Source organism: Chryseomicrobium aureum (assembly GCF_043182735.1).
In the GTDB taxonomy this organism is placed as follows: Bacteria; Bacillota; Bacilli; order Bacillales_A; family Planococcaceae; genus Chryseomicrobium; species Chryseomicrobium aureum.
The window spans coordinates 2,109,114-2,131,315 of record NZ_CP171117.1 but is presented as its reverse complement, the minus strand read 5'-3'; the positions used below and the strand labels follow the sequence as shown (position 1 = coordinate 2,131,315).

Annotated in this window: 23 protein-coding genes; 19 read left to right on the top strand and 4 right to left on the bottom strand. The window is 43.6% G+C overall.

Translation table 11 applies throughout. The features are described 5' to 3' along the window. Window positions 1-7: 7 nt before the first annotated feature. The 14 genes from atpB to fabZ all read left to right on the top strand — a co-directional run bounded on the left by atpB (window position 8) and on the right by fabZ (window position 12,307). Entirely contained in the window at window positions 8-718 is a 711-nt protein-coding gene (atpB, locus tag ACF3OH_RS11085; protein ID WP_392454689.1) for a F0F1 ATP synthase subunit A, read from the top strand. Window positions 719-782: 64 nt separating this feature from the next. Then, entirely contained in the window at window positions 783-1,007 is a 225-nt protein-coding gene (atpE, locus tag ACF3OH_RS11080) for a F0F1 ATP synthase subunit C (RefSeq protein ID WP_204589783.1), read from the top strand. A 135-nt stretch (window positions 1,008-1,142) separates the two neighbouring features. Beyond that, entirely contained in the window at window positions 1,143-1,664 is a 522-nt protein-coding gene (gene atpF, locus ACF3OH_RS11075; protein WP_204589782.1) for a F0F1 ATP synthase subunit B, read from the top strand. After that, window positions 1,661-2,197 (top strand): F0F1 ATP synthase subunit delta, encoded by a 537-nt coding sequence (locus ACF3OH_RS11070; protein ID WP_392454688.1) that lies wholly within the window; start codon window positions 1,661-1,663, stop codon window positions 2,195-2,197. Before atpF ends, ACF3OH_RS11070 begins: the two co-directional genes overlap by 4 nt. Before the next feature lie 28 nt (window positions 2,198-2,225). Next, window positions 2,226-3,734 carry a F0F1 ATP synthase subunit alpha gene (gene atpA / locus ACF3OH_RS11065; RefSeq protein ID WP_204589780.1) on the top strand — a complete coding sequence of 503 codons (1,509 nt, stop codon included), beginning with the start codon at window positions 2,226-2,228 and terminating at the stop codon, window positions 3,732-3,734. 35 nt (window positions 3,735-3,769) lie between these two features. Further along, a complete protein-coding gene (atpG, locus tag ACF3OH_RS11060) occupies window positions 3,770-4,627 on the top strand; it encodes an ATP synthase F1 subunit gamma (RefSeq protein ID WP_204589779.1) in 858 nt (285 codons plus the stop codon). 22 nt (window positions 4,628-4,649) lie between these two features. Continuing rightward, the gene (atpD, locus tag ACF3OH_RS11055; protein WP_204589778.1) at window positions 4,650-6,065 is read left to right on the top strand and encodes a F0F1 ATP synthase subunit beta; all 1,416 of its coding nucleotides are present in this window, start codon (window positions 4,650-4,652) and stop codon (window positions 6,063-6,065) included. A gap of 24 nt (window positions 6,066-6,089) precedes the next feature. Continuing rightward, window positions 6,090-6,494, top strand: coding sequence for a F0F1 ATP synthase subunit epsilon (locus ACF3OH_RS11050; RefSeq protein WP_204589777.1), 405 nt, complete (start codon window positions 6,090-6,092; stop codon window positions 6,492-6,494). 827 nt (window positions 6,495-7,321) lie between these two features. Further along, window positions 7,322-8,296, top strand: a complete 975-nt coding sequence (locus tag ACF3OH_RS11045; protein ID WP_392454687.1) for a nuclease-related domain-containing protein — start codon at window positions 7,322-7,324, stop codon at window positions 8,294-8,296. 240 nt (window positions 8,297-8,536) lie between these two features. Beyond that, window positions 8,537-8,773: a DUF1146 family protein gene (locus ACF3OH_RS11040; protein WP_204589775.1), complete on the top strand. Its 237-nt coding sequence runs from the start codon at window positions 8,537-8,539 to the stop codon at window positions 8,771-8,773. Window positions 8,774-9,061: 288 nt separating this feature from the next. After that, window positions 9,062-10,357, top strand: a complete 1,296-nt coding sequence (gene murA / locus ACF3OH_RS11035; RefSeq protein ID WP_392454686.1) for a UDP-N-acetylglucosamine 1-carboxyvinyltransferase — start codon at window positions 9,062-9,064, stop codon at window positions 10,355-10,357. A gap of 175 nt (window positions 10,358-10,532) precedes the next feature. After that, window positions 10,533-11,525 carry a rod shape-determining protein gene (locus tag ACF3OH_RS11030; protein WP_204589773.1) on the top strand — a complete coding sequence of 331 codons (993 nt, stop codon included), beginning with the start codon at window positions 10,533-10,535 and terminating at the stop codon, window positions 11,523-11,525. A 24-nt stretch (window positions 11,526-11,549) separates the two neighbouring features. Continuing rightward, window positions 11,550-11,846, top strand: a complete 297-nt coding sequence (locus ACF3OH_RS11025; protein ID WP_204589772.1) for a DNA-directed RNA polymerase subunit beta — start codon at window positions 11,550-11,552, stop codon at window positions 11,844-11,846. A 14-nt stretch (window positions 11,847-11,860) separates the two neighbouring features. Next, window positions 11,861-12,307: a 3-hydroxyacyl-ACP dehydratase FabZ gene (fabZ, locus tag ACF3OH_RS11020; RefSeq protein ID WP_204589771.1), complete on the top strand. Its 447-nt coding sequence runs from the start codon at window positions 11,861-11,863 to the stop codon at window positions 12,305-12,307. 471 nt (window positions 12,308-12,778) lie between these two features. On the opposite strand, the gene ACF3OH_RS11015 is transcribed toward fabZ, so the two are convergent. Next, the gene (locus ACF3OH_RS11015; protein ID WP_204589770.1) at window positions 12,779-13,213 is read right to left on the bottom strand and encodes a YwpF family protein; all 435 of its coding nucleotides are present in this window, start codon (window positions 13,211-13,213) and stop codon (window positions 12,779-12,781) included. A gap of 228 nt (window positions 13,214-13,441) precedes the next feature. Here ACF3OH_RS11015 and ACF3OH_RS11010 point away from each other — a divergent pair, with 228 nt between their 5' ends. Then, window positions 13,442-13,834 (top strand): single-stranded DNA-binding protein, encoded by a 393-nt coding sequence (locus ACF3OH_RS11010; RefSeq protein WP_204589769.1) that lies wholly within the window; start codon window positions 13,442-13,444, stop codon window positions 13,832-13,834. A gap of 83 nt (window positions 13,835-13,917) precedes the next feature. Here the strand turns inward: ACF3OH_RS11010 and ACF3OH_RS11005 are convergent, their stop codons facing one another. From ACF3OH_RS11005 to ACF3OH_RS10995, 3 genes are all read right to left on the bottom strand, one after another. Next, window positions 13,918-16,584 (bottom strand): DEAD/DEAH box helicase, encoded by a 2,667-nt coding sequence (locus ACF3OH_RS11005; RefSeq protein ID WP_392454685.1) that lies wholly within the window; start codon window positions 16,582-16,584, stop codon window positions 13,918-13,920. Continuing rightward, a complete protein-coding gene (locus ACF3OH_RS11000) occupies window positions 16,581-18,149 on the bottom strand; it encodes a hypothetical protein (RefSeq protein ID WP_392454684.1) in 1,569 nt (522 codons plus the stop codon). The genes ACF3OH_RS11005 and ACF3OH_RS11000 overlap by 4 nt, the downstream gene beginning before the upstream one ends. Before the next feature lie 102 nt (window positions 18,150-18,251). Beyond that, window positions 18,252-18,653: a helix-turn-helix domain-containing protein gene (locus ACF3OH_RS10995; protein ID WP_392454683.1), complete on the bottom strand. Its 402-nt coding sequence runs from the start codon at window positions 18,651-18,653 to the stop codon at window positions 18,252-18,254. A 150-nt stretch (window positions 18,654-18,803) separates the two neighbouring features. On the opposite strand from ACF3OH_RS10995, the gene ACF3OH_RS10990 reads away from it, so the two are divergent. The 4 genes from ACF3OH_RS10990 to ACF3OH_RS10975 all read left to right on the top strand — a co-directional run bounded on the left by ACF3OH_RS10990 (window position 18,804) and on the right by ACF3OH_RS10975 (window position 22,042). Continuing rightward, window positions 18,804-19,097 (top strand): hypothetical protein, encoded by a 294-nt coding sequence (locus ACF3OH_RS10990; RefSeq protein WP_392454682.1) that lies wholly within the window; start codon window positions 18,804-18,806, stop codon window positions 19,095-19,097. A gap of 178 nt (window positions 19,098-19,275) precedes the next feature. After that, window positions 19,276-19,719: a transcriptional regulator gene (locus tag ACF3OH_RS10985; protein ID WP_392454681.1), complete on the top strand. Its 444-nt coding sequence runs from the start codon at window positions 19,276-19,278 to the stop codon at window positions 19,717-19,719. A 305-nt stretch (window positions 19,720-20,024) separates the two neighbouring features. Then, on the top strand, window positions 20,025-20,702 hold the full coding sequence (locus ACF3OH_RS10980; protein WP_392454680.1) for a hypothetical protein: 678 nt from the start codon (window positions 20,025-20,027) through the stop codon (window positions 20,700-20,702). Further along, the gene (locus ACF3OH_RS10975; protein WP_392454679.1) at window positions 20,702-22,042 is read left to right on the top strand and encodes a hypothetical protein; all 1,341 of its coding nucleotides are present in this window, start codon (window positions 20,702-20,704) and stop codon (window positions 22,040-22,042) included. The genes ACF3OH_RS10980 and ACF3OH_RS10975 overlap by 1 nt, the downstream gene beginning before the upstream one ends. The last annotated feature ends 160 nt before the right edge of the window (window positions 22,043-22,202 follow it).

The following is a 22,202-nucleotide window of genomic DNA, read 5'->3' as shown; positions in this document are numbered from 1 at the left end:
ACTACTAGTGGATCATTTAGCTCCAGAATATGAGTTTCTCGGTATGACAGGAAACTGGTCGACATTGATGATGCTTGCCATCACGACGCTTATCGTGTTTTTGATAGCTGTCATTTCGACACGTAACTTGAAACTCAAACCATCAGGGATGCAAAACTTTATGGAGTGGATTATGGACTTCGTAAAAGGCATCATCAAAAGCAACATGGACTGGAAAACAGGCGGAAGCTTCCATGTACTTGGAATCACGCTTCTTATGTTTATCTTTGTGTCGAATATCCTCGGACTTCCATTTGCCATCGTTTATGACGGATACTTGTGGTGGAAATCACCGACAGCTGACCCAGTTGTAACGATGACGCTTGCTGTAATGATTATCGCATTAACTAACTATTACGGCGTGAAAGCAAAAGGGTTCAAAGGGTACATCAGTGACTTTGCAAAACCGTTGCCATTCATGGCACCACTAAAAGTTATTGAGGAATTCGCAAACACGTTGACACTTGGTCTACGTCTTTACGGAAACATCTACGCAGGTGAGGTACTACTCGGACTAATCGCCGGACTCGCAACTGCAAGTGCATTTGGCTTCATTGGAGCCATCATTCCAGGTATGGCCTGGATCGGATTCTCGATCTTCATCGGGGGTATCCAATCGTTTATCTTTGTTATGTTAACGATGGTGTATATGGCACATAAAGTGGCAGACGACCATTAATATAAACTGAAGGGGACTTCAGTATAAACTTAAAACCAACCAAACTTTAGGAGGAAACTACACAATGACAGGTTCAGTAGGTTTATTAGCAGCAGCTATCGCAATCGGATTAGGAGCACTTGGTGCAGGTATCGGTAACGGTCTTATCGTTTCAAAAACAGTTGAAGGTATCGCTCGCCAACCAGAAGCACGTGGCGCACTTCAAACAGTTATGTTCATCGGGGTTGCATTAGTTGAGGCACTTCCAATCATCGCAGCAGTTATCGCGTTCATCGCATTGAACCAATAATTGATTAAAACTTAAGTGGCGGAGCATATCCGCCACTTCCTTTAAGCAAAACAACCATAGAAAACAACAAAGTTTTTGTTTACTCAATAGAAGCAAGAAAACGACGGAATAGCGTTTGAAAGGAGTGAAACAATCGTGTCTTTTGATTACCTGGTACTCGGGGCTGGCGCCACGGGCTTAAATACATGGGATATCTTAGCGACTTTATTCTTCTTTACATTACTAATGGTACTGTTGAAGAAATTCGCATGGGGTCCATTAATGGGAATCATGAACGAGCGTGAGCAGTTAGTAGCGAGCGAGATCGAAGCAGCTGAAAACAGCCGTATCGAATCACAAAAACTACTTGACGAGCAACGTGAATTACTAAAACAAGCACGCACGGAAGCATTGGCAATCGTTGAAAACGCGAAGAAACAAGGCGACGTTTCTCGTGAAGAGATTATGACAACTGCACGTGAAGAAGCAGCACGCTTGAAAGAGTCTGCTGTACGTGAGATTGAAACTGAAAAAGCACGCGCGATTGCTGCTGTACGTGAGGAAGTTGTTTCCTTGTCAGTACTTGCTGCATCGAAAGTGCTTGAGAAAGAAGTTACGGAAGAAGATAATCGTGCATTGATCGAGGCTACGATTGCGAAGGCAGGCGAAGCGAAGTGAGCAAATCTGCAGTAGCAAAGCGTTACGCCATCGCTTTATTCGAACTGGCACGAGAAAACGATACATTGGTTACAACACGTGAGGACTTAACGGAAATCAAATCAGCTTGGAAACAAGACGCAGACGTGCAAGCCTTGTTCGATTCTCCAAAACTTTCTTTAGATAAAAAGAAAGAATTAATTCGTACAGTATTCGGCTCAGCAAGCCCAGCAGTTGTGAACACACTTCAGCTTCTTGTTGAAAAGAAACGCCTGCACGAACTTCCAGCCATTGTGGAAGAATTCAGTGCTCTATCAAACGAAGCACAAGGAATTGCGGAAGCAACGGTTTACTCAACACGCGCTCTAACAGACGAAGAACGTGCACACATCTCTTCTGCATTCGCACAAGAAGTAGGCAAAGGTTCTTTAAATATTCATAACGTAGTAGACCCATCCTTAATTGGTGGCCTACGCATTCAAATCGGAAACCGCATTTACGACAACACATTAAGTTCTAAACTTACTCGCTTGAAGCGTAACTTGATCGGTTAATACTATAGAAATATGAGAGGTGACATACATGAGCATCAAAGCTGAAGAAATCAGTGTCTTGATTAAGCAGCAGATTCAAAACTACGAATCTGAAATGAAAGTAAGCGATGTGGGTACAGTTATCCAAGTCGGTGACGGTATCGCTCGTGCTCATGGTCTCGACAACGTCATGGCTGGAGAGCTTCTTGAGTTCTCAACAGGTGTACTTGGTATGGCGCAAAACCTTGAGGAAAACAACGTAGGTATCGTTATCCTTGGACCATACACAGACATCAAAGAAGGCGATGAAGTACGTCGTACAGGCCGTATTATGGAAGTACCAGTAGGAGAAGCGCTTATCGGGCGTGTAGTAAACCCACTTGGTATGCCACTTGATGGGCAAGGTCCTATCGAAACAACAACAACTCGTCCAATCGAAAGCCCAGCACAAGGTGTTATGGCGCGTAAATCGGTTCACGAGCCACTTCAAACAGGTATCAAAGCGATCGATGCACTAGTGCCAATCGGTCGTGGACAGCGTGAGTTAATCATCGGTGACCGTCAAACAGGTAAAACATCTGTTGCGATCGATACGATCCTTAACCAAGCGGACCAAAACATGATCTGTATCTATGTTGCTATTGGACAAAAAGAATCTACTGTACGTAACGTAGTAGAAACTTTACGTAAAAAAGGCGCATTAGATTACACAATCGTTGTAACAGCTTCGGCTTCTCAACCATCTCCATTACTATACCTAGCTCCTTATGCAGGTGTAACAATGGCAGAAGAATTCATGTTCCAAGGCAAGCACGTTCTTGTCGTGTACGATGATCTTTCTAAACAAGCTGCGGCTTACCGTGAGCTTTCACTACTATTAAAACGTCCTCCAGGTCGTGAAGCATATCCAGGGGATGTATTCTACTTGCACAGCCGTCTACTTGAGCGCGCTGCAAAGTTGAATGAAACACTTGGTGCAGGTTCAATCACTGCATTACCGTTCGTTGAAACACAAGCAGGGGATATCTCAGCTTACATTCCAACAAACGTAATTTCAATCACAGATGGTCAGATCTTCTTACAGTCTGATTTATTCTTCTCTGGTGTACGTCCAGCAATCAACGCAGGTCTTTCTGTATCACGTGTTGGTGGTTCTGCCCAGATCAAAGCAATGAAAAAAGTAGCGGGTACACTACGTCTTGACTTAGCGGCTTTCCGTGAACTAGAAGCATTCGCTCAGTTCGGTTCAGATCTAGATGCATCTACTCAAGCAAAACTTAACCGTGGTCAACGTACTGTTGAAGTATTGAAGCAAGACTTGAACTCACCGATCAAAGTTGAGAAGCAAGTTATCATTCTTTACGCTCTAACACGTGGACTTCTTGACGATGTAGCATTAAATGATGTTCGTCGTTTCGAAAACGAACTTCTTAGCTGGTTAGATTCAAACCACACAAACGTTTTAGATCACATTCGTACAACTAAAGACCTTCCTGCAGACGAAGATCTAGTGAACGCTATCAACGAGTTCAAAAAGACATTTGCAGCAAGCGAATAAGTTCGAATAAAAAACGATAAGGTGGTGAAATACCAGTGGCATCATTACGCGATGTAAAAAATCGAATTACGTCTACAAAGAAAACTAGTCAGATCACAAGAGCCATGCAAATGGTTTCGGCTTCGAAATTGAACCGTGCAGAAACGAATGCAAAAGCATACGTTCCATACATGGGGAAAATTCAAGAAGTCGTTGCAGCGATTGCATCCGGTTCAGCTGACGCAAGTCACCCAATGCTCACGTCTCGTCCTGTCAAAAAGACTGCTTACCTCGTCATTACATCTGACCGTGGTCTAGCAGGTGCTTACAATGCGAACGTTCTACGTGCGGTAACAACGGCAATCAACACTCGTCATGCTTCAGCGGATGAGTACGTCATCTTTGCAATCGGACGTATGGGTCGTGACTTCTTTGCAAAACGCGGAGCGAACGTGATTGAGTCGGAAGTTGGACTTCCGGATCAGCCGTCTTTCGCAGACATTAAAGAGATTGCACGCAAAGCTGTTGGTATGTTCACAGAAGGTACGTATGATGAACTTTATATGTACTACAACCACTTTGTCAGTGCCATTTCTCAGGAAGTCACTGAGAAGAAGGTACTGCCATTAACGGATATCGCACCAGAGGCAGGAACAGCATCGTATGAATTCGAGCCGTCTCCTGAAGCGATCTTAGAAGTATTGCTTCCGCAGTACGCTGAGAGCTTAATCTTCGGTGCGTTACTCGACGGAAAAGCAAGTGAACATGCTGCACGTATGACAGCAATGAAGAGTGCAACAGACAATGCATCCGATTTAATCAATAGTTTGACATTAGTATATAACCGTGCGCGTCAAGCTGCGATCACGCAAGAAATTACGGAGATCGTCGGCGGAGCGGCAGCATTAGAATAGAGTAAGACAGGAGGGAACAGTAGTGAACAAAGGACATGTTCTACAGGTAATGGGACCGGTTGTTGACGTAAAGTTCAGCAACGGCCAACTACCAGAAATCTACAATGCATTAACTGTAGCGATCGAGCGTCCAAATGAAGCGCCTTCTACACTAACACTAGAAGTAGCGTTACACTTAGGGGACGATTCAGTTCGTACGATCGCAATGTCTTCAACAGATGGTTTGAAGCGTGGCGAGGAAGTAACAGACTTGGGTGCAGCTATCTCTGTTCCAGTTGGAAACGCAACACTTGGTCGCGTATTCAACGTATTAGGAGAAGTTATTGACTTAGGAGAAGAAATCCCGACTTCAGAACGTCGTGATCCAATCCACCGTCTAGCACCAACTTTCGAAAACCTTTCAACAGAAGTTGAAATCCTTGAAACTGGAATCAAAGTAGTAGACCTTTTAGCACCATACATCAAAGGTGGTAAAATCGGTCTCTTCGGTGGTGCCGGAGTAGGGAAAACGGTTCTTATCCAAGAACTAATCAACAACATCGCACAAGAGCACGCGGGTATCTCTGTATTCGCAGGTGTTGGTGAGCGTACACGTGAAGGAAACGACTTATTCCACGAGATGAGCGATTCTGGCGTAATCAAACAAACAGCAATGGTATTCGGTCAAATGAACGAGCCACCTGGAGCACGTATGCGCGTAGCTCTATCTGGTTTGACAATGGCTGAGTATTTCCGTGATGAGCAGGGTGCAGACGTACTTCTCTTCATCGACAACATCTTCCGCTTCACGCAAGCAGGTTCTGAGGTATCGGCACTTCTAGGTCGTATGCCATCTGCCGTTGGTTACCAGCCAACACTTGCAACGGAAATGGGTCAACTGCAAGAGCGTATCACGTCTACGTCAACAGGTTCTGTAACATCGATCCAAGCGATCTATGTACCAGCCGATGACTACACGGATCCAGCTCCAGCAACAACATTCGCTCACTTAGATGCAACAACAAACCTTGAGCGTAAACTTTCTGAAATGGGTATTTACCCTGCGGTAGATCCACTTGCTTCTACTTCACGTGCACTTTCTCCGGAAATCGTTGGAGAAGAGCACTACACAGTAGCTCGTCAAGTTCAGTCTACTTTACAGCGTTACCGTGAGCTTCAAGATATCATCGCCATCCTAGGTATGGACGAGTTATCTGATGACGACAAGCAAACAGTTAACCGTGCACGTCGTATCCAGTTCTACCTGTCTCAGAACTTCCACGTAGCGGAGCAGTTCACAGGTCAACAAGGTTCTTACGTACCAGTTAAAGAAACAGTTCAAGGGTTCAAACAAATCCTTGAAGGCAAATACGACCACCTTCCAGAAGATGCATTCCGTCTAGTTGGACGCATCGAAGAAGTAATCGAAAAAGCTAAAGCTATGGGTGTAGAAGCCTAATACACGGGACCAGGAGGAAAGCAAATGCCGACATTAACAGTCAATATTGTCACTCCAGACGGCCCAGTATACGATGGTCAAGTAGATATGGTGATCGCCAAAACGGTCACAGGTGAAGTTGGGATTTTGCCAGGGCATATTCCAATGGTCGCACCTCTTGAAATTGGTGCAGTGAAGCTCAAGCGTGATGGCAAAGTCGAGTATGTTGCTATCAGCGGCGGCTTCGTTGAAGTTCGCCCTCAGCAGGTATCAGTTTTGACACCTTCTGCAGAGCTTGCTGAATCTATTGACGCTGCTCGTGCTAAAGAAGCACTTCGTCGTGCGGAAGAACGCGTGCAGTCTAAACAAGATAACGTCGATTTCAAGCGTGCGGAACTTGCGTTACAGCGTGCCATGAATCGTATCAACGTTAAAGAGGGTAATATGTAAGATCCACTCGCCGCACTCCCAGTTCTGGGGGTGCGGTTTTTTGTTGTGGATTTTTTTCAAGGGCTTGAGGGCATAAGGGCTTGGAGTGTTAAAGGGCTTTTGCTAGGAAGGGCTTTGGGACATAAGGGCTTGGAGTGTTGAAGGGCTTTTGTTTGGAAGGGCTTTGGGACATTAAATTTCACTGTGAGCGACGAAAGTTCCGAATCTAGCGACGAATCCTGAAGATCCAGCGATGCAAATCGCAATTCTAGCAACGAAAGAGCCAGTACAGTCACTGTGAGCGACGAAAGTTACAAATCCAGCGACGAGTCATGCAGATCCAGCGACGCAAACCACAATTCCAGCGACGAAAGAGCCAGTACAGTCACTGTGAGCGACGAAAGTTCCGAATCTAGCGACGAATCCTGAAGATTCCGCGACGCAAATCGCAATTCTAGCGACGAAAGAGCCAGTACAGTCACTGTGAGCGACGAAAGTTCTGAATCTAGCGACGAATCCTGAAGATCCAGCGACGCAAGAGCCAGTACAGTCACTGTGAGCGACGAAAGTTCCGAGTCTAGCGACGAATCCTGAAGATCCAGCGACGCAAACCGCAATTCTAGCGACGAAAGAGCCAGTACAGTCACTGTGAGCGACGAAAGTTCCGAATCTAGCGACGAATCCTGAAGATCCAGCGACGCAAACCACAATTTCAGCGACGAAAAATAAACTCATCTCGATAACATCAACACAAATATCCTTGATCATTGTAATACTAGAACTTAATTCAGTAGATTCTTTTCAAATGAAGTCACTTCAGCTAAACTAAACAAAAAAGGAGAAAATTCATGACGACTTACATTAAAACCAAACCAATTATACGAGATAGACGTGACCAGCTCCTCGCTCTAAAGCAACTGTCCCTTAGAATTCCCGAAAGTAATGTGAATGAGAAAGCATATTTCACTAAATTATATGCAACTGCCAAAGCTGGGCACGACGGAGAACTTAAAATAGATCGTATTCTCGAAAACATTCCTTTCCCAAAACTCCACTCCATTATCCCTGACTTCCACACCCAATCTAAATTCGGCAACTACTTTCAGTTTGATACTTTAGTAATCACAAATCGATACATCCTCCATTTAGAGATCAAAAATATTAGAGGCGAAATCGAATTTCAAGAGAATCCTGCTCACATCATTCGAACATTTGAAGGCGTGCAAGAAAAATTAGCCTGTCCGATTCATCAATTAACCAGGAATAAGAGAGCGATAGAAAATATATTAACTAACATAGAAAGTAGATTACCAATATACTCCGCCATTGTATTTAGCCATCCGAATGCTAAAATCGCTTCCTTTCCTCAATCCACAAAAGTCTTGTATAAAAACCAAGTTGATTTCTATATTGAAAAACTTAATGACCTACCAGAACTTTGCGACAGAGAGCAATTCCAGAAAGTTGTTCGTTCATTTAATGCTTTGAACAAGAACTTCAAAGAATTACCCTTATGTAACCGCTACTCATTTGATCCAAATAAATTAATAAAAGGTATATTTTGTTTAGAGTGTGAACAGCAGCTGCAAACTATGAAGAATGAACGAGTGTTTAGTTGCACTGTTTGTCAGAAGGTGGACCTATCTATACTCAACGACACAATTATAAGTATGTTTCGAATAGTTGGATCTCAATTGAAACGGAAAGAAATACAAGAGTTTTTAGGCTACGGATGCAGAGATACAATTTTACGAGCCCTCACCAAACTAAACTGCACCAAATCTGGCAGTGGAAAATCGACTTATTATTCTTTGCCCAAATAAATAACTAAGCGCATTTTAACCTAACCTACGGGAACGGCTCCCCACGTTCCTCTAAACCAAACCTCAATTACTTCAACCCATTCTAAAACCCCAAACCCAACCCCCATAAAACGACAAAAGACTGCGAATCACCTACTAGTTAACTCGTTTTTGAAAAGTTTCACAACTTCTTCAAAGGCTCTCACCAAATTCTCATAAACTATAGGTATAATGAGAAGTATGTGAAAGGAGAGAGAGCTTGTGTTAGCAACAGATCTAGCGATTGAATCAATAATTGCCATCAGTGTCCATCTCTTTTTCATAGCCATTGCTTTCTATGGACTGCAAAGTGTGCGATTAGATGTTGTGTTTAAAAAAGGCCATGTATTTCAAGTCCAAGTGATGATGATTTTGCTTAGCTTAGTTATCGGTACAACGGCTGGAAACTTCTTCTTACAACTCATGAACTGGTCGTCCCAGCTCCAATACTTATTCTAGGATGTGTCCATAGTTCGACGGGGTTCGAAAATTTTCTATTTCCCGGGAAATAATCTGTCGTATCATGTTTAAGTAGAACGTACCAGGGTATCTAAAAGTTAGCTGAACATTAGAGAGAAAACACATACTATAGTTGCAACTAGACTTGTGAAATTAGGGGATTAAGTTACTTGTCAGACTTCTCATTTCATTGTATGATGTAAATTGTGTTTTAATACCCTAATTTCAACAAATTCCGTATGTGAATGTATATATGAAGGCCATGTCAATTCTTTGGAGGTAACCAAATTGGATAAAATTATCGTAAAAGGCGGGCGCGCTTTAACAGGAAACGTAAGAGTAGAAGGAGCTAAAAATGCAGTGTTACCAGTACTTGCTGCAGCACTTCTCGCTTCAAAAGGAAAGAACATCATCAACGAAGTACCATCTCTTGCAGATGTAAATACAATTAACGAGGTTCTTCGCAGCCTCAACACAACAATCGACTACAAACCCGAAATGAATCAAGTAATCATTGATTCGACAGCACCACTCGAAAGCGAAGCGCAATTCGAGTATGTTCGCAAAATGCGTGCATCCATCCTTGTCATGGGGCCAATCTTAGCGCGTAATGGATTTGCTCGTGTAGCACTTCCAGGCGGCTGTGCAATCGGAAGTCGTCCAATCGATCAACACTTAAAAGGTTTCGAAGCAATGGGAGCGACTATCTCATTCGGTCAAGGTTTTGTAGAAGCCCGCACGAAAGGACGCCTTCAAGGGGCGAAAATCTATCTCGATTTCCCAAGCGTTGGTGCAACAGAAAACATCATGACAGCTGCAGCACTTGCTGAAGGTACAACTGTTATCGAGAACGCAGCAAAAGAGCCAGAAATCGTCGACTTAGCAAACTTTATCAACAACATGGGTGGTAAAGTTAAAGGTGCTGGTACAGACGTAATCAAAATTGAAGGTGTCGCTGAACTAACAGGTGCAGAACACACAATCATTCCTGACCGCATCGAAGCTGGAACGTTCATGGTAGCAGCGGCTATCACACGTGGCGATGTAACAATCGAAAACGCTGTTCCAGAACATATGACAGCACTTATCTCGAAGATGCAGGAAATGGGCGTTGAAATCACTGAGACTGAAGCAGGTCTTCGTATTAAAGCAGAAGGCGAACTGAAATCAGTAGATATCAAGACAATGCCACACCCAGGATTCCCAACAGACGTGCAATCACAAATGATGGCACTAATGATGACGGCTCATGGTACAGGCATTATCACGGAAACGGTATTTGAGAATCGCTTCATGCACGTTGAAGAATTCCGACGCATGAACGGAAACTTGAAGATCGAAGGACGTTCAGTAATCATGGAGAACCCATCAGACTTACAAGGTGCAGAAGTAGCCGCTACAGATTTACGTGCAGCTGCAGCACTTATCCTAGCGGGACTTGTAGCAAATGGTGTAACTCGTGTTACAGAATTGAAACACTTAGATCGTGGATATGTGAATTTTGACAAGAAACTAGCAGCATTAGGGGCAGACGTTGAACGAGTTGGTACAGAGACAGTAGAACGCGAAGTACAACCGGTCTAATTCCATATACTATCCTATATAATTTCAAACAGCTTCTCTGCATAGAGGGGCTGTTTTTTTATGCTTCTAAAAGACGCAATCCTCAAAAAAATTATACGTTTCGACAAATAGTGTGATAAAATTAAAAGTTGAGATACCTAAGAGAGATAGGCTGGGAAGGGAGACCCCGACGAGAATGTTTTCAAAAGATATAGGCATAGATTTGGGTACAGCCAACGTGCTGATCCATGTAAAAGGAAAAGGGATAGTTTTAAACGAACCATCCGTAGTTGCGCTGAACCGACAAACGCGCCAAGTAATCGCTGTAGGCGAAGAAGCGCGTAAAATGCTAGGACGTACTCCTGAAAATATTGTGGCAATTCGTCCTTTAAAAGACGGTGTCATTGCTGACTTTGATGTAACGGAAAAAATGCTGAAGCATTTCATCAATAAACTGAACGTAAAAGGTATGTTCACGAAGCCTCGTATCCTGATTTGCTGTCCAACCAATATTACAAGTGTTGAGCAAAAAGCAATCCGCGAAGCGGCGGAAAAATCTGGCGGGAAAAAAGTCTACCTCGAAGAAGAACCAAAAGTAGCTGCAATTGGTGCGGGAATGGACATCTACCAACCAAGTGGTAACATGGTTGTCGACATTGGTGGAGGCACGACAGACGTTGCTGTACTCTCAATGGGGGACATCGTGACTTCTGAGTCCATCAAAGTGGCAGGCGATGTATTTGACCATGACATTTCGCAGTATATCAAGCGTGAATACAAACTGTTGATCGGAGAACGAACAGCAGAGACTATAAAGATGGAAATCGGCACAGTCTATCCAGGAGGCCGAAACGAGACAATGGAGATTCGTGGACGCGATATGGTGACAGGCTTACCACGCACGATTACCATCGCTTCAGAAGAAATTGAAAAAGCGCTGCATGAGTCGGTCGCTGTCATCGTCCAAGCATGTAAAAATGTGTTGGAAAAGACACCACCTGAACTTTCAGCAGACATCATCGATCGCGGTGTAATCATCACAGGTGGAGGCGCACTTCTTCACGGGATGGATCACTTGCTAACAGATGAACTTAAAGTACCGGTCTTCTTAGCGGAACATCCAATGGATTGCGTAGCCATTGGAACGGGTATGATTCTAGACGGGATCAGCAAATCATCACGACGCTAAAGGCCATGTAAAGGAGCAAGTGGAATGGAAGAAGAAAAAAAAGTAGTGACACGTAAACAAGCGAAAGCTGCTCGTGAAACTACTAATGAGGAACAACAGAAGACCACAGAGCAGAAGCCGCAAAAGCCAACACGTTGGGTCCAAATTCGTATGTTCCCGATTTGGTTACGCGTCATCCTTGTCCTTCTCTTTATTGCAGGTGCAATCGTTGCTGGACTTACAGTGGGCTATGCCGTTATTGGTGGCGGCGACCCCACAGACGCTTTAAAATGGGAAACCTATCAACACATTCTTGATATTATGAATGGTACGACTGAATAAGGGGGGAATTTTGTATGTTGACGACAGAACAAATTCAAGCGATTTTGCCACACCGTTATCCATTTTTACTAGTCGATCGGATTTTAGAGATGGAAGAAGGAAAACGTGCAGTCGGCTTAAAAAATGTATCCATTAATGAAGACTACTTCAATGGCCACTTCCCAGGGTATCCTGTAATGCCAGGTGTCCTCATCGTGGAAGCTCTAGCACAAGTAGGCGCAACCGCTGTCCTACAAATGCCAGAGTACAAAGGTCGTCTCGCTTTCTTCACAGGCATCGACAACTGTCGCTTTAAGCGCCAAGTCAAACCAGGTGACCAACTTCGCTTAGAAGTAGAACTAACGCGTCTGCGCGGTTCTCTTGGAAAAGGTCATGCCATCGCTACAGTAGATGGAGAAATTGCATGCGAAGCAGATATCTTGTTTGCAATCGGACCAAAAGTTGAAGACTCTACAAACTAATATGTGCGGTGTAGTCGATTTCATACTACCCGTTAGGATTTGGTAATGTGTGCGACTCCCGAATAATGCCTTCTTTCTGTAACAGACTAACAGCAGTCACTTTGCTGTGATGAGTCTTTTGCGAAAGGAGGTTTTTTCATCCTTTTTTATAGGTACCTGTCCCAAACACTATTCTGACATTCATGACTATTCACTAAGTATGCAATGCCACCACGCATTCCTGTGTTAGAAAATGGATAATTATAAATTGTGTTGAAATTGTATGGGGTCCAGGTACCTTTTGGGAACTATTGGTAAATTGTGCTGGGCACTTAGTGGAAGGGAGGGGTTGACTCCAGTGGGATTCCAGTCTGCCGTGAGATCCCGCAGGAGCCTGCGACGAGGAAGCTCACGCAGCGCCCACGGAAAGCAGCCCCGTAGTGGAACTCAACATCTTAGAGCGCACAATTTCTGACCAGTCGGCTCCACATCTTAAGCGTCCTCATCCTCTTTCAAAACTGGCCGCTCTTTCATCGCCTTCTCAAACCGCTCAAGAAGCGCATCGCCTTCAAAACCATCTTCAATCAACTCAGCAAGCAATCCTTCTGCGTACTTTCGGCGCGCTTGCTTCAACGTGCCGCGGAACAATACAGAAATCGAATCGCCGACCTGTTTGACGGAGTAGGCCATCACCTCAAACGGAGCGGGTTCATTCTCAGGGTATGAGATCACAACGCGGGCTTCTACGATTTCTTGTGTAGCCACTAAATCATCAAAATACGGTTTCAAATCTTTCGTCGTAAACAACTCGATCGCCCAGGAACGAGAAGAGTTTTCCTGATTGATGATAATACCATCTTCGATTGGAACAAGTTTTGATTCGTGTTGACTCAAAATAGATGTCTCGATCACTTTAAATGTTTTCATAACTAAGTTTGGCCTCCAAATCACTGCATTTTCACAAGTATAGCATAGCGCAAAAAAAATTTACGAAACGATCAAATTAAAGTTTTCACACCGAAACTCCTCTGAAAATGAAATTTTCACAGCGAAAAATGACGAAAATGGCTAAAAACGGCTATGAAAACTCCATTTTGTCCATTTGCCAGCACTCAACACCTTGAAGTATGCTGTGCGAGAAGGGAGGTGAGAACTGTGAACAAGGTTGCACTAATCGGTCGGCTGACCAGAGACCCAGCCCTTCGAACACTTCAAGATGGAAGGGGGCTGACAAGCTTTGCGATTGCTGTACCAAACGGCTACAAAAAAGATGAAGCGGACTTCATCAACTGTACGATTTTCGGCAAACTGGCGGATCTGACCGTCAAGTATTGTGGAAAAGGTTCACTCGTTGGCGTGACAGGGCGGATACATAGCCGTTCCTACGACAAGGAAGGAACGCGCATCTATGTCACCGAAGTCATTGTAGAAGAAATACGATTCTTGGCAACAAAACGCAAGGAAGAACAACCTGCGGATCGTGTGGAAATGAACGAAGAACGTTTTGAAATTCCTGCTGATTTTAAACCAAATACGACTCCAGTCTAAAAACACTAACACATCGCCATGTGTAGGTTTCTCTCAAAAAAACCAGCCTCTTTGGTATGGGGATAACAAAGAGGCTGAATTCATCAGGAAAGTGTCAAAAGATCTGTCAGTTCATCATCACTAAGTTCCGTGATCCATTGGCTCGAATGAATCAGTTCGTCTGACAACGACTGCTTCTGTTCGAGTAAGGTATCGATCTTTTCTTCAATTGTTCCGATTGTCAAAAACTTATGCACATGCACGAACTGTTGCTGACCGATACGGTACGCACGGTCCGTTGCTTGATTCTCGACCGCCGGATTCCACCAGCGATCCGCATGAATGACGTGAGTCGCAGCTGTTAGATTTAGACCTGTTCCACCAGCCTTGAGCGATAATAAGAATATCGGAAACTCACCCGCCTGGAAAGAGGCAACTAAATCATCGCGCTGTCCTTTTGCCATGCTGCCTGTTAAAAATGGACTGTCGATGTCATAGAGTTCACTGAAGCAGTGCTGCAATAGATGGCCCATGCCGATATACTGTGTGAAAATCAGACACTGTTCTCCACGCGCAGCGATTTCACCTGCGAGCGATACGATTCCTGCAAGTTTCGCAGATCGCTGAAGCATTGTCTCCGCTTCATCAAACGGTTCTTTCAAATAGAGCGCAGGGTGGTTACACAACTGCTTCAGCTTGCTCAGCATTTTAAGAACTAGACCCTTCCTCTGGAAACCGCTGAGATTGCCGAGTTGGCTCACTGATTCTTGAATCAGAGATTCGTATAGTGCAGCTTGCTCGGTCGTCAATGCGCAGTATTCTTTCTGCTCAAGCTTCTCAGGCAAATTCAGTTGTAAGTCAGGATCCCGCTTTGTGCGGCGCAACAAGAACGGCTGGATTTTCGTCCGCAGACGATGTTTGGCTTGTTCATCTTCATCTCGTTCAATCGGTGCCATATACGTTTCCTGGAATGACTTAAATGAACCGAGATAGCCTTTATGAATAAAGTCAAAAATCGCCCATAGCTCAGATAATCGGTTCTCAATAGGAGTACCTGTCAATGTGATATGGTGCACACCACGCAGCTTACGGATTGCCCGTGACTGCTTTGTTTGCATATTTTTTATGTTTTGCGCTTCATCTAAAGTTACCGAACTCCAAGCGACACGCTGAAGCGGTTCGGCATCTTGTGTGGCAATCCCATACGTCGTTAACACTACATCTGCATCCGTCGTGATTTCACCACGATTGGAGCCGTAATGTGTCGCGACACGAAGAGAAGGTGCGAATTTTTGAAGCTCTTTTTGCCAGTTCCCAAGAACGGACGTCGGACAGATAATGAGAGACGGTGTGTCCGGCTGCTGTTCATGCACATGCAATAAGTAGGCAATCAACTGAACCGTCTTCCCAAGACCCATGTCATCGGCTAAAATCGCCCCGAACGACTCTTTGCGCATAAACCCGAGCCAGTTCAATCCAAGCTGCTGATACGGACGCAGCTCGGTTAACAAACGAGGAGATGGCTGAATTTCTGGGAAGGCCTTCTTCTCTTGAAGCTGTGTCAAGTAGCTCTCGAGCGACTGATGGAGCTGGAACTGGATGAGCGGGTCATCTGAATCGTCATCCTCTGCAGGCACTGTCAATTCGTCCGGAAGCTCTTGGAACAACAAGTCACGCACGGTCCATTCCTCTTCTTCTGAACGGTCGAGCAGCTTGCGAATCTCTTGGATCCACTGCGCATCGATTTGGAACCACTGATCACCTGAACGAATAAACGAACGATTTTCTTCTACCATCTGGCGGAACTGTTCTTCGCTAATATCTTGACCACCTAATGAGAAGTTCCAGTTAAATTGAATGATTTGTTCAAGGCCAGCAGCAGACTTGTAGCGACCTGCACTGGCAGAAGCACGGACCTGCATCTTCGACTCTTTGATTTCCTTTAACCAAGCTGGCAATACGACGTCATAGCCGAACGCTTGAAGTTTCGCTAAATCGTGGCGCAAAAAGTCTCTTACCTGTAAATCATCGAGGGCAACGTGGAAAAAGCTCTCGGACTCCTCATCAAGCACTGACACGAACGGGATGACACCACGTTGGAATGTTGTAATGACGTCTGATAAATGAACCCACTTCGGTGGTAGTGCTTCTTCAATCGGAAGGAAGCGCTTTTTCACAGCAGGCGTCCAGTAACTTGAACTGCGCACACCCCGAACGACTGTCTCCAAAATCCACTCATCCGTCATATCATCTGGCTCCATCAAACGCAGGGCTACGTGAATTTCCGGATGTTGCTGCACTTTATCGATCGGCCAACCGCCAGACTTGAAATACTCTTGTAAGCTGACTAAGTCATCGTAAGAAAACGCAGCTTGGCGTGCTTTTTGCAAAATCGCGGTTTCCACGATAGTTGTGACGGCCGTGTCTTCACTAGCTGTGACGAACAGGCTATTGACGTCAAAACGTACGTGATCCCAAAGGTTTTTATTTTGGTAAATCGAAGCCGCTTCTTGAATCGCGTCAAAGTGTTTCGTCGATTCCGGGTCATGGCCATAAAATTCATAGATATCCGATGGGTTTGGCAATAAGTCGATTGCATCTAAGCTCGACAATAAAAATTTGCCCTTTTTGTCTTCTATAGGAAGTCCAAAAAAACTATCACGGTGCTTTCCGAAAAGAATCGTCTTCAAGCGGTCCGTGCTACCTGGACTTGAAACCGCAAACCCACCATCTAGTTTCTCTACAGTAATTGGAACTGAAAATAGTTTCACAGTGACAGATTTCCTTTCTCCATTTCTTGCTGGAATGCCCGCAAGCGACGGAATTTTTCGCGGATCTCTTGAACGTAGTGATTCCAGTAGACGGTCTCGTTCGCAGCCTTTGCTAGCTGCTTCATCTTCTTCATATAACGCACAGCCTGTTTATAGCTGTCGCGCTTCTTCTCATTAATTTCCCGCATCACATTCATGTGATAGAGAGGAAGAAGGACAAACGGAGCCTCGTCTTTTACAATTTCTAACCCACATGTTTCTGCATACGTGATTCCGCTTTGGCAGTAAAGATGCAGATCGGCCCAATCATTATACCGTTCTTGGTCAATCAACCAGTTCGAAAACGGTTCGAGCGTAAATGGAATGAGCATGCGATAAAACTTAGCCTGACTTTCTTCGGACAAGTCGAGCTGTCGCTCGATGTAACGAAGTGTATACACGAGTCGGGAAGCGCGCGTATCGGTATCTAGATACTCCTCAATAGCCGGAAGCAGCCGTTCAAACATTTGTGTGGCCATCTCGATTTGGTGTTCCTCAAGAGAAAACTGAATAAGCGACAAATAGTTTGCGACTTCATCTGTAGGAATCTTTGTCATCGATTTCAGTAAACGATCCGTCTGACCAAGTTGGAAATAAAACAATTGACGGACTTGAAGCAGCGAGTTGCCATCTTTTGTTTCGAAATGCGCTTCTAAGAAAGCCAGTTCCTTCTCTCGTGCGTGCTTGGATGTCCCAAGTTCTGACCAATAATGTGAGTAGAGAGCACTGCGCTGTGAGAAATAGCCTTCCGCATCTGTTAATAAGTGGCGCACGTAGCGTTCGATGCGCTCATAAAACGGATCAGCTGCAAAGAAACGCGGTTGTTGCTGCAATTGCTTGAATTGGTGTTTCAATTCTTGAATCGTTTCGTCTAGATAATACCGTACGCGACCGCGTTCATTCTCACGACTAAAACTGTTAAATGTCGGCCACAACTTTACAAGGGTCATCAAGGTGACACTCGTATCAAATAGTACATGCCATTCCCGTTCAAGCGGACGAATGCGCTGCATTTGCCGTTTGTAATCGCCGAGCGCAAACTCCATTAGGAAAAAGCTCGATGCATGTTCTTGCATGACAAGTTGATTGAGTAATGTACTAGCATACTGTTCCCAAGCGAGTGGCGTGCGGTCTTTTTGAATGGCTGCAATCGACTGGTGGTCGGCATGGGAGCGCCATGTTTTCACCCATTCGCTTAACGAATTCATATGTTGATAAAAATAAAACAACACAGCAGCCTGATGGCGACACATTTTTCGTCCACTGCACGAACATGATGATTCTTCATAGAACGAGATATGGACGTACGCATCCTGAACATCGCGAACCACAAAATCGGCTTCGTGCTGGACCGGCTTATAATGAACAAGTTGAACGGCGCCATTCCGAACAAAAGATTGTGCACTGCGAACGAGCGACTCATCTTGTGCGACACCCGCCATCAAGTCCTTACCGACTTGCTTCATAAACTGTTCTATAGGTTCTTCATAAAACGTCAAAAGACGCTGAACTGTCATCCCTTTCACAGGGGTTCACCACTCATTTCTAAAAGACTATCCTTCCATTATAACGTCTTTTGGACAAAGAAAAAACATGGATTGCGAATTTCGCATCCATGTTGCAATCTTCTAGTATTTTGCTAAAGAATCTCTTAATAGTTTTTTTCTTTCATCGTCACTGAGTGTCCGTAAATGAAGAAGAAGTGCGCGAAATTCTTTCGATTTCATTAGTTCTTGTATGAGTGGTGAAAACTGATCATAGTATCGGACTTGTGATTCGTTCGCCTGTTCCACATATGCTTCTGCTGTTTTGCGAGTACTTTTATCATCAGTTAAGAGGTCTAAAAATTGTTCATCTGATAATCGATAAACGGAGCGAATCAAATTGATCATCTCTAGACTTGGTTGTCGCTCGGCAGATTCATAACGAGAGAGTGTAACGTTAGAAATTTTTAAAAGCTTTGCTGCTTCCTCTTGCGAGATATTGAGTTGCTCATCTCGATAGGCTTTCAATTTCTCATGAAATTTCACACGTCACGCCTCCTTACCAATAGGGTAAGAATAGCGGTAGTTCTAGTTTCAAAGTATAAATTTACCGAAATGGTAAAAAGAATAAAATGACAATTGAGATAGGTTATAACCAAAATGTAGTCTAAAATAACCAATGAAAGAGTGAGAACAATGCCACGGTATAAAACAACGTTTCATTTATGCAATCTGAATCTTCAACGAAAAAATGTCTATTTAGAAATCACCAAATGTGAACCTGAGGAGACAATTGATTTTTTAAAAAACGTAGAAGTGCAGGCAACATTTTGCGGTACGCAAATTCAGGTCTTAACAGAGAATGAATTATCTAACCAACAAGTTGAGGAGTTACCTTTAGAAAGAGTCATAATGATTCATGATAAAGGCATCGGATTTTTTACAGCGCGTCCAATGATGGGACCCTCTAAAGTGAGAAGTAAACAATAAAGCATAGTTCCAAAATAAAACCGTACTGTGAAATAGAAGTACTTGGAAAGAGTCTAGACAACGCTACTAGGCTCTTTATTACTTTTTTGTGAACAAAGATGTTTTCATGCACAATTTTTCGGGAATATGATACACTAATACAAACAGAATATTCTAACAATAAAAGGAGGGGGAGAACATGCTACATGTCGAGATGATGAAACCGTTCCACACAGAAATAAAGGACAAAAAGATTCGCTTGGTATTTGCGTATCAATACTTTTCACTACGTAAAGATGATGAAGTGTTTAGCTTCATTCCGGTCGAAGGCAAAGAGATTGTTCTAAATAAAGACACACTGCAAGTTGAAAACTTGTCCGAAGTGTTTGTATTCCAAAAAGGAAATCGCTTTATCCGGTTACCACTGTATCAACTGTTGCTTGTTTCAGACGTTCACGACCATCTCAAAGTTTTAGTTGAACCGGTCGCTGAGCAAGAAAGTAACGAAGAAGTGAACGAGCTTATTCAAGAGCTGGAGCTTCAAAACTTTGAACGCTTGATGGACAACGCTCTGACGCAACGCGATGTTGACTTGTTCTATCAATTATTAGCCACTCAGCATGATGGAGGTACGTATGTATAATTCAACTCAATAAAAAGCATCTATCACACGAACCGCCGTCTGATAGATGCTTTTACTGTTTTAGAAGAAAAATTGTAAAAATAGCACAGAGATAGTTGATCCAATCAGACCAAATACAACATCCCCCCAGCTAAACGACAAATCAAACAACTGCCGCATTGTAATCCGCCCCTTTCTGTTACTAAAGTAGTCGTCTTTCCTATATAAAAGTTACATACAAAATAATTTCTTTATTTGTTCGGGTTTCCGTTCATCCCTCTATCCAATATATGCTAGAATTATCTGTATGGATGAGGAGGTCTATCATGTTTTTAGAATTTCATTTTTGGCGCTATTTTTTCACCAGGGGCACATTATTCACGAACCTTGCTGAAACTGAAACGATTCGCGGCTTTAAAAAATGCGTATCCATCGTACTCGCGTGTACGATTCTTTTATACATATTGATGAATACGTGGGGTATGACAACCACTTCACTTACTTCACTGTACGTTATTGGCTTTACCGACACATACACCGTTGCTCGTTGGATCTCTCTAGTCGGTATAACGATTTTCGCCGTCCTATATTTTTGCTTCCATTTTTTTGGAGTAAGTCAACTTTTGCATATAGTGACCAAGGTTCCTTTACGAATTGCGGCTATCATGCAGTTGTATGTACTAGCTATATTATTAATTGAGAAGTTATTAGTTTTTGTTGTATTCAATTTAGTAGGATTTACAACACCCTTCTCCTTTTTATCATTTGGCCCACTAGCTGTTCAATTTTTAGAATTCGAATATTTTCATTATTTCTTCAATCAATTTTCAGTATTCACAGCTTTAATTATTTCTATACAATATCAGTTCTTACGCTCTTTTACGGACGTATCACGAAAGCTACTACTAATCATCCTTCTATTAATGACCGCTGCCTTTGCTTCCATCGTTGCACTAATTAGTATAGTGCCTTGGAATCAACTTTTAGCAGGGGGGGCTATTTAATGAAATCTTTATATGCAATCGGTCTCTCATTAGCCCTTTCTCTATTTATTGCTACAAATGCAATCCTGGTTTTTAAGGAAGACAGTACTATTTCGAGAAGTTACTATATAGATACGCACAAACGTGTAACGGAAGGAGAGTATAGCCGACATCTTGAAAAAGAAGCAGTAACAATACCAAGTGCAGGCATTGAACTTTCTATCGATAGAGGCGATGTGGAATCTGTGGTGGTAAAAACAGGTGACACTGTAACACTCGGAGATACATTGGTATTACTAGACACTAGCGAACGAGATGCTATTCGAGCAGAGTGGGATGCAAAGGTAGGCGCTTATCAGCTCGAACAACGAGATTTACAGAGCATTCTATCTAGCTTAAGAACCGCGAAAAGTCGATCGAATGCAACCTCCTCTAGTACAGGTAGTGCAAACACGTCTGGGTTTAGTAGAGACGAGGTCATTGATTTTACTGTTAATTTAGATGTAAATGTTGAAATTCCAGAAGACGCAACATATGATCAAGCAATTGCACAAGTAGAGACACAAATTGCCAAAATAGAACGCGAGCTTTCTATAGTCCAAGCACAATTAGCTTCAACAAGCGAAAACTTAGAGTTTGTTAGTCCGATTGATGGATTTGTTGAACAAATAGAAGAGTTTGAAACACAACTTGTGTTCCACATCGTGCCATCCGAGCAGACGTTGGTCACATTCGTTGAAGAAAAACACTGGCATGAAATCGAGGCCGCCCAACCGGTACAAGCCTATTCTACCCATCTCGCGAAATCTTATGCAGCACAAGTCGCTGGAAAAGGAACGATGCCAGTGACCGACAATCGCTGGAAAGAAATTCACGGGCAGTTTGAGCAACATCCTGATCTGCCGCTTTATGAAATCCAGGTGACGCCTGCAGAACCTTTAGAAGGCCTTCCATTTGGAGCGAACGTCAACACGATCATCACAATTGATCAAGCGACGGGGGCGATGCGTCTAAGAGATGATTGGACGATTACGCGAAACAAAGAATACGCAGAAATCTATTCCATCTCAGCAGAAGGTAAGATTGGACGAATCCCGGTCACTATCGCATTTGATATGCCCGAGACGCAATCTGTTATTGTGGACGATGGACTAGTGAACGGTCAAATCGTGCTAGATGATACGTTCCGACGTAACAATGCACGTACGTTCTTCCCGCAACCACTCGAACTTCCAAGCTGGGCAACTGTAAAAGCTCTAGGGTGGAAAGATTACATGGCTTTCCTTATTCAAAAGCCTTATGTACCTAACACTGAAGAAGATGTAGAGGAAGAAGTAGACACTGAGAACTCTGAAAACTAATGTCTTGAACATCCCTTGAATCTTGAGGGGTGTTTTTTGTTTCTTTATAGGGTGACAGGCACCAAATGGAAGTAGCTCCCATTTGGTGCCTGTCACCTTAAATTCTTCTCGAACACCTTCCACATCTTAAGTAAAAAGAGTATACTTTCACACATACATA